The following is a 13,209-nucleotide window of genomic DNA, read 5'->3' as shown; positions in this document are numbered from 1 at the left end:
GGGCATTTAAGCCTGCCCGGGCACACCTTCCTCTTCAAATTCAATCTGAATATGTTCTGAAGGCACTATTGTGCTTATAGCATGTTTGTAAACTAAAGTTTGCTGTCTTCCATCTTCTATAAGGATTGTAAAGGTATCAAAGGATTTTACTCTGCCCTGGATACGCACTCCGTTGATGAGATACACGGTCACCTTTACCCTTCTTTTTCTTGTTGTGTTCAGAAAGGACTCTTGTAGCTTATAAGACATAGGGCGTCCTCCTATCTTTGCTCTCTTGTGTTATTTCAAAAAACCTCTTAGTTAAAGAAATATAATAATCTGAGTTCTCCAATTTTTCAACAAGTTCCCAGTCAAAGGCTTCCACACCAAAGTAAGCTCCTATGTATGAACCTACCAAGTAGCCTATGGAATCCGTGTCTCCTCCAAATTTTCCGTAAGAATTCACACTCTCAAAAAATGCCTTTTGGGGATCGTCTAAATTGCTTAAAAAGATAAACAAAGAAAGGGGAAAGGCTTCCAAAACGTAGGTAGAGTTGCCAAGGGCTACTATAGCATCGTTCAAAGAAGCATGCTCTTGCAAAAGGTCTTTCACACGCTCTATGTCTTTTTTGCTATTTTCATACTTGGCAAACTCTTGCAGAAAGGAAAGAAGGTTTATTCTTTGCTTTAGCTCCTCCAGATGCCACTCTCCGCTTACCAAACTTGCAATAAGAGCTGGAAGCATAGCCGATACGTCGTAAACTTCTTTGCTTCTGTGGGTCATGATACATACCAGCCTTCCACCCTCTGCGGAAAGGTAGGGGTTGTAAAAGTGGAAAAGTCCTACCACTGTGCTTCTTAGCACACCTTCTACAGAAGAGGAGTAAAAACAGGCCTTTTCTAAGCTTATTCCAGAGGAAAGAAGGTCTATGGCTGTTAGAAGGGCTGGATCTGGATAGCGATGCCTTTGTTCTTCCTTTCTCCACTTTACCAACTTGCTAAAAAAATGATAGGGGTCTATGCCCTTTCTTTCTACTATGCTTTCAAGAAGCAAAAGGCTGATGGTTGTCTCATCCGAAACTTCTTCGGGCTTAAAGCCGTAAGCTGGACTTTGGGGATGGGGATCTACGAACCCTTTTATTGGTCCTCCGTAAAAGCTTAATACTTCTTCCTCAGTTAAGTCTTCTACCGATTTTCCTATTGCATCTCCCAAAGCGGCACCCACAATGGTGCCGATAAACTTACTCTCAAGGTCCATCAGTACAATTTACCCATTTTTCTTGCCAGCTCTTTCAGTCTTTCTATCCTCTTTTCTGTGGACGGGTGGGTAGAAAAGAGCTCCCATATGCCTTCACCTTTTAGTGGATTTTCTATGAAGAGGTGAGCTGTTCCCTGATTGACCTCTGCAGGGATGTTATAAACGTAGTAGTGTATTTTTTCCAAAGCCCTTGCCAAAGCCAGAGGGTCTCCACTTATCTTTGCGCCCGTTTCGTCTGCCAGATATTCCCTTGACCTTGAGATTGCCATCTGAATTAGAGCAGCTATTATGGGGGTTATGATTATAAGAAGAATGCTACCCAGTATTGATAGAGGATTTTGATTGCCCTCTTCGTCCCTCGAGTGTCCAAAAAGCAAAGCAAACTGAAGCATGTTCACCAAGTAGGAGATGGCTCCAGCAATCGTGGCAGCCATTGTAGCCACAAGCACGTCTCTGTTTTTGATGTGTCCGATTTCGTGAGCCAAGACACCTCTGAGTTCGTCTCTGTCTAGCAATCTGAGTATGCCAGAAGTTACAGCCACTATACCTTTGCTTGGACCCCTTCCGGTAGCAAAGGCGTTTGGCTGTTCCATGGGAACCAGATAAATCTTAGGCTTTGGTATGTTTGCCCTTCTTGCAAGCTCCTCCACCATGGCGTGCAACCAAGGTGCTTCTTCGTAGCTTATCTCCCTTGCACCATACATGGCCAAAACGATCTTATCGGAAAACCAATAAGCCAAAAAGTTCATAATGCCAGCCAGTATTAAGGCGATGGTCATACCAACTTTGCCGGCTATCAAGTTTCCAACAAACAGAAATATGCCGGTTAGCAAACCGAGCAACAGCACGCTTCTAATCATGTATCCCATTCTTATTACCTCCTACAGTAGGATGATTTTTAATTATAAATATATTCCAAAGTTTACCGCCAGCGCTTTAGCTCTCTCTCCATCTGTCTTTTTATCTCCCTTTCCCTCAGCTCCTCCCTGCGGTCGTATGTCTTTTTGCCCTTTGCCAATGCAATCTCCACTTTTACCTTCCCGTTTTTGAAATAAACCCTTAGGGGTATTATGGTAAAACCTTTTTGCTGGACCTTGCCAAAAAGTTTAAGGATCTCTCTTTTGTGCAGTAAAAGTTTTCTTTTCCTTAAAGGATCAGGTGGTTTTATGGTAGCATACCTGTATGGAGCTATGTAAAGGTTGTAAAGCCAAGCTTCTCCGTTTTCTATTCTTACAAAGCTGTCTTTGAAGGACACCGTCTGCTTGTTTCTGAGAGCCTTTACCTCTGAACCCTCAAGCACAATGCCTGCTTCGTAGGTTTCTATAACCTCGTACTCCGCCTTTGCCTCTTTGTTGTAAGCTACGGTGAATTCTCCTGCCCTTTTCAACTCTAACCTCCTGAATCAGCTTCAAGTATACTAATCAATATATTGGCTTAGCACGAAGTAGCTATCCCCTTGCAAAAGATACACACACTGGCTGTTATTTTCAAGGCTTTTTGCTTTTATTCTCTCAGCTTCTTCCCTTGAAGCTACGTCATAAACTATCGTGCAAACTCTCTCCGGATTTGTCCTTCTGTAATCATCGTATATAAAGCTGAAAAATGCAGACGTGGAGTTTTCAAACACGACTATCTTATCTGCAAGGTTGAAAAACTCTAAGGGTGTATTTGTGCCCGGGTTAAGTATAATCAATTTGTCTTTACTTCTTACATATCTGGAGATATTTTCGTAGTATTGGTATTTATCAAGCCTATTAGAAACTTCATCAAGAAAAAAGCCGTCTATTTTGTTTCCATAAAATTCCAGCCAACTATCAATCTCTGATTTTACTTGGTTTATATCCTTTTCACCATAAGATGTTGCGATGTATCCTACAACTTTATAACCTTTGGACTTTAAATGATTAATAGCATTCTCAAAGTTCAGATCCTTCTCTTCGCCCGGACCATTTGAAACATTGACTATTACAAACACCCTTTTGCTGGTCCTCAATTGGTAAAGCCTTTCCCACTCAGACTGATAACTACCTACTGGGTAAGAGTATAAAGGAATTAGGTATGCTTTTATATCCCTGGATGTAGTCTCGGAGTTTCCTGAACCACCACAAGCACTAAGAAATAGAACAATTAAAGCCACCAAAAGAGCGTTTAACAATGCAATTTTATTATAATCTAAAACTATGGGCTTGAAAATATACAACACCTTAAGCGGTAAGTTGGAGGAATTCGTGCCTATAAATCCACCTGAGGTTAAGATATACACCTGCGGTGTGACGGTTTATGATGATTCTCACGTGGGACACGGTAGGAGTTTGATAGTCTTTGATGTGTTCAGAAGATATTTGATGCACCTTGGTTATAGGGTGAAGTTTGTCAGGAACTTCACCGATGTGGATGATAAAATCATAAACAGAGCAAAAAGTGAATGCACAGACTTTATGACCATATCCAACAGATACATAGCAAGCTACTACGTAGATATGGAAGCCATCGGTGTGAAACCGGCGGATGTAGAACCAAGGGTAACGGAGCACATAAAGGAGATAATAGATGTGATATCTAAGCTGATTGAAAAGGGCTATGCTTACGAATCTGGCGGAGATGTTTATTTTTCCGTATCTGCCTTTCCCGAATACGGTAAGCTCTCAAAGAGAAATCCAGAGGAGCTTGAGGCAGGCGCTAGGATAGAACCTTCCGAAAAAAAGAGAAATCCTTTGGACTTTGCCCTTTGGAAGTCCGCAAAGGCTGGAGAGCCTGCGTGGGATTCTCCTTGGGGACCCGGAAGACCAGGTTGGCACACCGAATGCGTAGCTATGATATTCAAACACTTGGGCGAGACCATAGACATACACGCGGGAGGTTTGGACCTTGTTTTTCCTCATCACGAAAACGAGATAGCTCAGGCGGAAGCTTGCACGGGAAAGCCCTTTGCAAGATACTGGATGCACAACGGACTGGTGACCGTAGGCGGTCAAAAAATGTCCAAGTCCCTTGGAAATTACATAACCCTCAAGGAAGTTTATTCTAAATACCATCCGGATGTTTTAAGACTTTTAGTTCTCTTTACCCACTACAGAAGTCCTTTGGACTTTTCCTGGGAAAAGATGGAGGAAACTAAGAAAGCTTACGAGAGACTAAGGGATGCAGTTCTTGATCTGGAGTTGTTAAAAAGCCTTCCTACTGTGGAAGCTCCCGGAGCACCTCATCCACTCTTTGAAAAGGTAAAGGAAGCTGAGGAGAAGTTTTTTGAAGAATTAAGCGAAGACTTCAACACACCCGCAAGCTTAGCCCAAATTTTTAACTTAGTTTCGGAACTGAATAAAATAAAGAAAAGTGCCTTTGAAAGAAAGATCATAACTACACAAGAACTGTCTGCCTATCAGTATGCGGTAGACTCCATTCTAAAACACGTAAAGGGTATATTTGGAATACTTGAAGGTATAAATCCAGAATGTCAAAAGGTTCAGAAAGTAGAAACAGAGCAAGAAAAACCTTTTGTGGATGAAAGACTTATAAGCCTTTTAGTGGATGTTAGAGAGAGGGCAAGAAAGACAAAACAGTATGAGTTGGCTGACTACATAAGAGAAGAACTCAAAAAATTGAACGTGGTTTTGGAAGACACTCCAGCAGGGACAAAATGGAAGGTTCAACAATAATCTTAGACGGTAAATCGCTTTCAGAAAACATAAGGCAGAAGATAAAAGAAGAAATACAAAGTTACATAGCAAAAGGCTTAAGGCAGCCCTGTTTGGCGGTGGTGCTCGTAGGGGACGATCCTCCAAGTGTGGTGTATGTGAGGAATAAAAGAAAGGCGTGTGAAAGCGTGGGAATAAAGTCTTTGCTTTATCACCTTCCTTACAATACTAACCTCAGTGAGCTTTTGGAACTGATTGCAGAGCTAAACGCAAGGGAAGACGTGGATGGTGTTTTAGTGCAATTGCCTTTGCCAAAACACATACCCATGGAAGATGTAATCCTGGCAATTTCACCAAAAAAGGACGTGGATGGATTTCATCCAGAAAACATGGGCAGGCTCTTGGGAAGGATTGAAGGAGGCTTTATCCCTTGCACTCCCTTGGGTATAGACCTTCTTTTAAAACACTACCAAATAGACTTAAAGGGAAAAGATGTGGTTATTGTGGGTGCGGGGTTTATAGTGGGGAGGCCACTTAGTGCGCTCATGCTCTGGAGGGATGCTACAGTTAGCGTCTGCCATATACATACGAAAGACATAAAAAAATACACCCTTGAAGCGGACATATTAATATCCGCCACGGGAGTGCCACACCTTATAAAGGAAGATATGGTAAAAGAAGGAGCTGTAGTGGTGGATGTGGGTATAAGCAAGGTGGGAGACAAGATCTTAGGGGACGTGGATTTTGAATCGGTTAAGAACAAAGCCTATGCTATAACTCCCGTGCCAGGAGGCGTGGGACCGATGACGGTGACCTCCTTGCTTTTGAATACTCTACGAGCCTATGAAAGAAATGTTGATAAAGGTAAAAGCTAAGCCAAGGGCAAAGCAGGAAGAAGTTGGAAGAAGATACCTACGAAGTTGCGGTGAAGGAACCACCAGAAAAAGGCAAAGCCAATCAAAGAATAATAGCCTTAAAGCTCAAAATTTTTAAAATTTCAGGAGAAGAAGACTAACCTTAACATCCAACCGGTTATAAGTTGGAACAAAACCATGAACAAACCAATAAAACATAAGATCAATCCTACCTTTTTAGATCCTTCACCTTTTAGTTTAAAGTAAGCCAAAGTTATGAGGGAAAATACTGTTAAGAATATGCCGTTCCACTTGTGAGGAAAAGCCCAAAGGAAAGGCAGTTTTGATGCCACCAACGGAACTTCTGACACTCTAAAACCAAAAAACACCGCTAAAAGAAGGATAAAAAAAAGGACTAAGTTTCCGTATACGGCATACCTTTTTAAACTTTCTTTGCCTGAAAGAGTTCCCAATATATACATTGAAAAGACTACAAGGGCTAAAAGAAGAGCTGGATAAGAAAACATGGGATGCAGTATCATCGCCTTACCTCCACTTCTTGCTCAATACTTATTATATCTTGATATAGGTCTTCAAGGATATTTTGGTAGTCTGCTTTACCCTCTGCAACTAAATCCATAAGCTCCTCCAATTCCTTTGTAAATTGCTCAGAGAGAAACTTTTTAATTTTTTCCTCTTTGCTGAGATATTCATATACCATCTTACCCAAGCTTGTAGGTATCAAGAAGTTCTTTCTCTCTATCACGTATCCCCTTTCAATTAGCTTGGATATTATCGTTGCATAGGTGGATGGTCTTCCCACGCCACTGTTTTTCATCTCTTGCACAAGTTCTCCATGGGTGTAAAGGTAGGCTTTTGGTTGTTTTCTGAACTGCTTTAGCTCTCTCACGTCCAATTCCCCCTCTAAGGACGGACTTAGTTCCAAAGGAAGGACCCTGTTCCAACCTTCTTCCACCACTTCCGTTATAATTTCCCTTTTTTGCTCCAAACTCCCTGCCTTTATTAGAATCTCCTTCACCTTAACTTTTACCGGCTTCATCTGGCTTGCCACGAACCTTTTGAATATTAGCTCGTAAAGGAGTGTGTGCTGGTCGGTTATGCCTTCAAGCTGTCCGCTCACTTGCATAGACCTTAGCTCTTCTGGCTCAAGCATCTTTGTAGGTCTTATACACTCGTGGGCTCCGCCCTCTCCCCAAGCCCTTGGATTAAAGTATTCCTCTCCAAACTCCTCTTTGATGTATTCTTTGGCTAAGGCAATTCCGTAATCGGAAACCCTCACTGAATCTGTCCTATGGTAAGTTATAAAACCAAGTTCAAAGAGTGTTTGGGCAAGCTCCATTGTCTTTGGGAGAGAAAACCTATACCTGTCGCTGGCATCTTTTAGCATGGTGTCAGTTCTATAGGGCGGTGGCGGATACTTTAGCTCTTCTCTTTCAGAAAGGGAGATTATCTCTATGTACTCTAAGCTGTCAAAAAACTCCTTTGCGGATTGCTTGTTTTCAAAGGTCCATTCAATGGTAAGTTTTTTGTCTTTTTCCCCTAAATTTACTGATACTTTGTAGATTTTTTTCCTGTATTCCTTCTCCCTCTCTATTATCCAGCCAAGGACTGGCGTTTGGACCCTTCCCGCAGATAGCCATTTTTTACCAAAAGCGGACCAAAGCATTTGTGAAAACTCAAAGCCCACCCATCGATCCGAAACCCTCCTGACTATCTGCGCCTTAACCTTATCTTCGTCCACATCCCTCAGTTCGTTGAGAGCTTTGATTATAGCCTTTTTGGTTATTTCGTGAAATTCCATACGCTTTATGTTCTTTGCAAAAGGCTTTAATAGCTGGGCTATATCCCATCCTATTTTTTCCCCCTCCGCATCTGGGTCCGTTGCTATGAACACCTCTTGACTTTCAAAAGCCAGCCTTCTTAGGCTTTCAACCAATTCGTTCTTTCCTTGGATCACCTCGTAGATAGGCTCCACTCCGTCTTTTAGGATCACTCCGTGAAATCCCCCTTCGCTGCTAAGGTCCAAAACGTGTCCTAAGGAAGCGGTGACCATCAGATAATAGCTTTCGGTTGATGTTTCTAAAACTTCGTGACCTCCCACTCTTCTACGCACCGCCTTTCCAAAAAAGTTTGCGATCGTGCGGGCTTTGTTAGGTGACTCAACCACTATAAGGACAGGTTTTAAAAGGTCAGTGTTGTTGAAGAATCGCTCACCATTTATAAACTCTCTTATAAAAGCTCTGTCCCTTTCTATTTCTGAGATTAGCTCCTCAAAGTTTACATCCTCTACTCTAACGAATTGTATGTCTTCACTAAACCATCTTACCTTTTTAATAAGGTGGTTGAATGCTCTTCTGTCGTCCACAAGGACCAAACTTAAGCCTTTGCTTATTCCACCAGCAAACATACGAGAAGTTCTTCCGCTTGCCTGTAGATAGCCAGTCACATCCGAAACCACCAGCTGATAGCCTTCTTTTGTTATCCTAAGACTAACATCCTCAGATTGCTCTAAAACAGCTAAAACCTCTTCTGAGCGGAAGAATTCCTCCAGCTCAGCCTTTAACTTATCTATCTTAGCCTTTAGCTCGGGCTTATCGCTTATAAATTCTTCGCTAAGATACTGATACTTTCCCAGTTGAGAAAGCCATCTGTCAAGCTTTTTAGAAAGATGGGGTAGCTTTTTAACTATGCTGGACCTTATGGAACTCAAAGCCCATAAAAGATGGGAAAGATTAGACTCAAACTTTAAGGAAACTACTATCTTTGGCACGCCGTAGAATAGAGCATACCTCACCACGTGGGGCATGTCAAAACCACGGGCTAAGGGATTTCTGTAGGATGCTATACCAATAAGCACGTGCACCTTCCCACTTTCAAAAAGCTTAAGGTTTTCCTCGCTTAGCTCTTCGTAAGTTAGGGAAGATATGCCTTTGGATTTTAGCTCTTCCTTTAGCACATCTACGTATTCTTTACCTTTGTCTGAAGGTACGAAGATAAGCCCACCCTTTCCAAGCCTTTTTATCCACTCCTCTAAAGGCAAAGCGTTTATGTCCTCGTAAGCATCCACTATGTTTCTCAAGTAAAAGGTAGGTGTGCCCACCTCAAAACCAAGAAGCTCTCTAAAAAGCTTTATCCTGCTTGACCTTGGATTGGAAGTGGCAGAAGAAACCACAAGGACTCCACCCTTTTGGTTGGATATATCTCTTAGCTGTTGGGAGAGTTTTTTGATTTTTTCCCAATCTTCTGCGCTCTTGTTTGGTTTTTCCTTCAACCTTATAAGCTCCAATGCCTGATCTATCTCTTCTTTTGTAAATCCCAAAGTATAAAGTGCTTTATCTACGTTTTTTGCAGTTTTCAAAAAGGAATCCACATCGTCTACAAAAACAAAAGAAAAATCCTTAGGTATGATTTCGTAGTTTTTGTAAAGGAACATAGAGGTAGTAACCAAAACTAAGAAATCCCCTTCCATAAGCTTTTTTCTCTTTTCTTCCTTTTCTTTTTTTCCCTCGTCCCCAAAAGAGAGTATTTCACTTTTCTTAACACCAAAGCTTTTTAGCTTTCTCACTGTTTGTTCAACCAAAAGCCTTGTGGGCAGTATTACGTAAGACTTTTTCCCTTTTTTTGCCAAAAATGAAACCATAGAAAGGCCAAAGGAGGTTTTACCCACACCTGTGGGAGCAAGTAGGGCAAAAGAATTTCCAACAAGCACCCTTTTAGCCCAAGTTTTCTGAAGAGCCCACGGACTTGCAGAAAGCCCCCTTTTAAACTCCTCCATCCACTCCAAAAGTTCCTCTTCCACATTGCATATACTCTTCAATGAACCATCTCTGATACTTTTGCAAGGATCATCCTCCACAACTGGAAGACATCTCTCACACGGAAGACCCATTGCGAGTCTTTCCGAAGATACATCTCCACCACAATTGGGACACAGTCCTCTGAAGAGTGCTTTTATCATAACTAACTAATTATATATACCAGTTAAGCTAAAATTTTCTACGTGAGGGATAAAGATTTTGCTAATCTGGAATTAGAAAAAGTTTTGGGGAGAATAAAAACCTACTTTAATTCAAAGGCTACAGAGAGATTCCTGGAAAACCTAAAACCCATACTGGACCCATCAACCTTAAGGCAGGAGATACAGCTTGTGGAAGATTTCATTGCCGTGGAAGAGAACTTAAAAATCTATCCCTTTGACGATGTGGAGGCTAAGGTAAAAAAGGCTGCCTTGCAAGATGCAATGCTGAGTTTAGAAGAGATTTTAAGTATTTACAAGGTAATAAAGTTAATAAAGGAAGCAAGAAAGACCTTAGGTTCCCATGTGCCTGTGCGGAAAAGTCTTAGTAGCATACTAAGAAGCCTTCATCAATTTCCGCAGATAGAAAGCCTAATAGAGAGCTCTATAGACCAAAGGGGCTTTGTCAAAGACAGCGCCAGCGAGGAACTTTCAAAGATAAGGTCTAAGGTGAGGGAAATGGAAAGAGAGATTACCAAACGTCTGGAAAACATCCTAAACCGTCCAGATGCGGAGAGGCTATTTTCAGACAGAATAATAACCATAAGGAACAATCGCTATGTTCTGCCCGTAAAAACGACAGAGATAAACAAAATAGTGGGTATAGTCCATGGCACCTCTTCCTCCGGATACACCACATACTTAGAGCCCCACAGCGTGATAGAGCTCAACAACAAATTAGTGGTCTTAAAAGAAGAGGAAGAGGAAGAGACAAAAAAGATATTAAGGAGAATAACCTCGTACATAGGAGAGTTTAGTTCAAAGCTACTGGAAGCTCTGAACACTCTGCTAAAGTTGGACTATCTAAAGGCCCTTGCAAAGTTTAGCAAAGAGGTAAAGGGTAAATTTCCGAGAATTTCCGAGGATAGGATCGTTCTCAAAAACGTAAGACATCCCATTCTGGCTCTTACTAAGGAAGAGGTGGTACCTATAGACATAAGGATAGAAGGTAAAAGGGGGTTAATACTTACTGGTCCCAATACGGGTGGTAAGACGGTAGCATTAAAGACCTTGGGGCTGTGCTGTCTTATGTTCCAACTTGCTATGCCTATTCCTATAGAGGACGGGGAACTGCCCGTTTTTGAGGGTATATTCACAGACATAGGGGATGAGCAGAGCATAGAACAGAACCTTTCCACTTTTTCTGCGCACATCTCCAACTTGGTAGAATTCTTACCTTTGGTTAATAAGAAAACGCTTGTGCTCTTGGATGAGCTTGGCGCAGGAACAGATCCTATTGAAGGCTCAGCCCTTAGCATAGGTGTGCTTGAGTATCTTAAAAGAAGGTCAGCCTTTGTCTTTGCTACCACACACCACACTCCTGTCAAGCTCTACGCCATTGAGTCAGATTATTACACACCTGCAAGTGTATCCTTTGACAGAGAGTCTCTTAAACCCACCTACACCATACTCTACAACTCTGTAGGAAGCAGCATGGCCTTTGAAATTGCCAGGAGGTTGGGCATACCAGAGGAGGTCCTGGAGTACGCCAGCCAAAAAATGCCCGCAGAGTTTGAAAGGTTTTCAAAAGCCAAAGAGAGCTTGGAAGAGCTAATAAGAGACTATCAAGAAAAACTCAAAGAGCTTGAGCGTTCAAGTTTGGAACTGGAAAAGATGAAGGCCGAGTATATGGCAGTTCTGTCAGAAGCGAGCAGGATAAAGGAAGAGGCATACAAGGAAGGTATGTCTCAGGCGCTGGAGTATCTCAGGCAAATAGAAAGGGAAGCGGAGGAAATACTAAAAACTGCGAGGGACAGGCAAAGGATAAGGCAGTTCCTTAGGGAAAAAACCCAAGATATAACCCAAAAAATAGAAAAGGAAGAAATAAGAGTGGGCGATTGGGTTGAATTTATGGGTTCAAGAGGAAGGGTGTTAGAAGTAAAGGAGGATAAACTGCACGTATCCTTTGGTGGTGTAAAAGCTTGGATGGATGTGCAGAAGGTAAAGAAAACTTACGCGGCTGAGCAAGAAACTCAAGAGCATAGCTTTGAGATAAAAAAGGCTTTACCCACAGAAATAAACCTTACAGGTTTAAGCACGGAAGAAGCTTTGCACAGGTTGGAGATGTTTTTGAAGGAGGCAAAGGCTATGGGAGTTAAAAGTGTAAAAGTAATTCACGGAACCGGAGTAGTAAAAAAGGTTGTGCAGGAGTTTTTAAAAAATTCAGAGGATGTAGTCTTTTACAGAGAAGGATACCCAAGGGAAGGAGGCTCTGGAGTTTCTATAGTGTTTCTTGAGAAATAAATCGTATGAAGATAATCTATTAGAAAATCTTAATATTGAAATACACTTCGCTAATCCTTCGAAAATTTCTATCTTAGAGACCCAGGCCCGAATATGACACGCACCCACGGTGGCCAGTTTGGCCACAAGATTTGGCAGGGGTGCAATGACCAACTCCTGGGAGGATATAAAGAACGATGTAAGATACACAAGGACTGCTGCAGTGTCTGATATATTCGTCCAAATAAGACCAGGTTCAGATATAGCCTTCATGGGTGGTCTGATAAACTACGTGCTACAAAACAAAAAGTATAACGAAGAGTATTTAAGGCACTTCACCAATAAAGCAGTTCTACTCAAGATACACACCAGAGGTAGTGGAAAAGACTACCGGCGTTCCAAAAGAGAAATTCTTGGAAGTGGCAAAGCTCGTAGCAGAGACAGGTGCGCCTGACAAATCCATGACCCACCTTTATGCCTTAGGTTGGACCCACCACAGTTGGGGCTCCCAGGTAATAGGTTCTATTAGGTTCTTACACGGTTACCTAAGACACCCCAGACCCGAACAGCAAACCCTAAAAGATTACATAGACGCAAACACTCCCAAACCTTGGGACGATGGCTCTATGAACTATTGGTCCAATTACTCCAAGTTTATGGTTTATAACAAAGTATCAGTGCATGCACTGTAGAGACCCTGGATGCCTAAAGGCCTGTCCATCCCCAGGTGCAATAATTCAATACCAGAATGGTATAGTGGATTTTGACCATTCCAAGTGCATAGGCTGTAAATACTGTCTTTTTGGTTGTCCCTAACAATAAGCCTTGGAAGTGTAACTTCTGTGTGGATCGGGTCTCTGCTGAGCTTGAGCCAGCCTGTGTGAAGACTTTTCCCAGCTAAAGCAGAGAGGGTTTGAAAAGGCTTAAGCCAGAGATGTATGGACTTCCCAAGGAAGCGAGTATCTCTCCTCTTTGAAGTTGAGAGGTTCTCTGCCTTTGAAAGGGTAATACACTGGTTGGTCGCCCTATCCTTTCTTTATCTTTTCCTTTCTGGTCAAGGTTGGCTATAATCTTGCACGAGATTGCTTTCATAGTGGTAGGTGCTGGTTTTATAGTGCACGTGTATATGGGAACCATAGGAGTGCCGGGTTCTCTCAGCGGTATGATAACCGATTGGCATAGGGATATAGCATTTGAGCAGTGCTCGTTGGAATTTGCCTTTTC

10 protein-coding genes and 2 pseudogenes are annotated in these 13,209 nt (G+C 42.1%); 5 read left to right on the top strand and 7 right to left on the bottom strand.

Going from position 1 to position 13,209, the window contains the following annotated elements; translation table 11 throughout:
• Window positions 1-6 precede the first annotated feature (6 nt).
• The 5 genes from hfq to V7P40_RS01365 are packed head-to-tail and all read right to left on the bottom strand — an operon-like array spanning window position 7 to window position 3,374.
• Window positions 7-249 carry an RNA chaperone Hfq gene (hfq, locus tag V7P40_RS01385; protein WP_333784176.1) on the bottom strand — a complete coding sequence of 81 codons (243 nt, stop codon included), beginning with the start codon at window positions 247-249 and terminating at the stop codon, window positions 7-9.
• Window positions 239-1,237, bottom strand: coding sequence for an ADP-ribosylglycohydrolase family protein (locus tag V7P40_RS01380; protein WP_333784175.1), 999 nt, complete (start codon window positions 1,235-1,237; stop codon window positions 239-241). The genes hfq and V7P40_RS01380 overlap by 11 nt, the downstream gene beginning before the upstream one ends.
• Window positions 1,237-2,106 (bottom strand): zinc metalloprotease HtpX, encoded by an 870-nt coding sequence (locus V7P40_RS01375; protein ID WP_333784174.1) that lies wholly within the window; start codon window positions 2,104-2,106, stop codon window positions 1,237-1,239. The genes V7P40_RS01380 and V7P40_RS01375 overlap by 1 nt, the downstream gene beginning before the upstream one ends.
• A gap of 53 nt (window positions 2,107-2,159) precedes the next feature.
• Window positions 2,160-2,624 carry an SsrA-binding protein SmpB gene (gene smpB / locus V7P40_RS01370; RefSeq protein ID WP_333784173.1) on the bottom strand — a complete coding sequence of 155 codons (465 nt, stop codon included), beginning with the start codon at window positions 2,622-2,624 and terminating at the stop codon, window positions 2,160-2,162.
• 30 nt (window positions 2,625-2,654) lie between these two features.
• Window positions 2,655-3,374, bottom strand: coding sequence for a spherulation-specific family 4 protein (locus V7P40_RS01365; protein WP_333784172.1), 720 nt, complete (start codon window positions 3,372-3,374; stop codon window positions 2,655-2,657).
• Between the two features lie 43 nt (window positions 3,375-3,417).
• On the opposite strand from V7P40_RS01365, the gene cysS reads away from it, so the two are divergent.
• Both cysS and folD read left to right on the top strand, forming a co-directional pair.
• Window positions 3,418-4,893, top strand: a complete 1,476-nt coding sequence (gene cysS, locus V7P40_RS01360) for a cysteine--tRNA ligase (protein ID WP_333784171.1) — start codon at window positions 3,418-3,420, stop codon at window positions 4,891-4,893.
• Complete coding sequence (folD, locus tag V7P40_RS01355; RefSeq protein ID WP_333784170.1) at window positions 4,875-5,747, top strand: bifunctional methylenetetrahydrofolate dehydrogenase/methenyltetrahydrofolate cyclohydrolase FolD; 873 nt, start codon at window positions 4,875-4,877, stop codon at window positions 5,745-5,747. The genes cysS and folD overlap by 19 nt, the downstream gene beginning before the upstream one ends.
• A 122-nt stretch (window positions 5,748-5,869) precedes the next feature.
• Here the strand turns inward: folD and V7P40_RS01350 are convergent, their stop codons facing one another.
• On the bottom strand, window positions 5,870-6,268 hold the full coding sequence (locus V7P40_RS01350; RefSeq protein WP_333784169.1) for a hypothetical protein: 399 nt from the start codon (window positions 6,266-6,268) through the stop codon (window positions 5,870-5,872).
• Window positions 6,265-9,705 carry a reverse gyrase gene (rgy, locus tag V7P40_RS01345; RefSeq protein WP_333784168.1) on the bottom strand — a complete coding sequence of 1,147 codons (3,441 nt, stop codon included), beginning with the start codon at window positions 9,703-9,705 and terminating at the stop codon, window positions 6,265-6,267. Before rgy ends, V7P40_RS01350 begins: the two co-directional genes overlap by 4 nt.
• Before the next feature lie 42 nt (window positions 9,706-9,747).
• Here rgy and V7P40_RS01340 point away from each other — a divergent pair, with 42 nt between their 5' ends.
• The 3 genes and pseudogenes from V7P40_RS01340 to V7P40_RS07645 form a co-directional block, all read left to right on the top strand.
• On the top strand, window positions 9,748-12,006 hold the full coding sequence (locus V7P40_RS01340; RefSeq protein ID WP_333784167.1) for an endonuclease MutS2: 2,259 nt from the start codon (window positions 9,748-9,750) through the stop codon (window positions 12,004-12,006).
• Between the two features lie 73 nt (window positions 12,007-12,079).
• A pseudogene (locus V7P40_RS01335) lies at window positions 12,080-12,647 on the top strand (formate dehydrogenase); the annotation flags it as partial.
• A 16-nt stretch (window positions 12,648-12,663) separates the two neighbouring features.
• Window positions 12,664-12,883 (top strand): annotated as a pseudogene (locus V7P40_RS07645) (4Fe-4S dicluster domain-containing protein); the annotation flags it as partial.
• Window positions 12,884-13,209 lie beyond the last annotated feature (326 nt).

It is taken from the genome of Thermocrinis sp., from assembly GCF_036781485.1.
In the GTDB taxonomy this organism is placed as follows: domain Bacteria; phylum Aquificota; class Aquificia; order Aquificales; family Aquificaceae; genus Thermocrinis.
The sequence above is the reverse complement of the archived record's forward strand: the minus strand, read 5'-3'. Positions and strand labels throughout refer to the sequence as shown.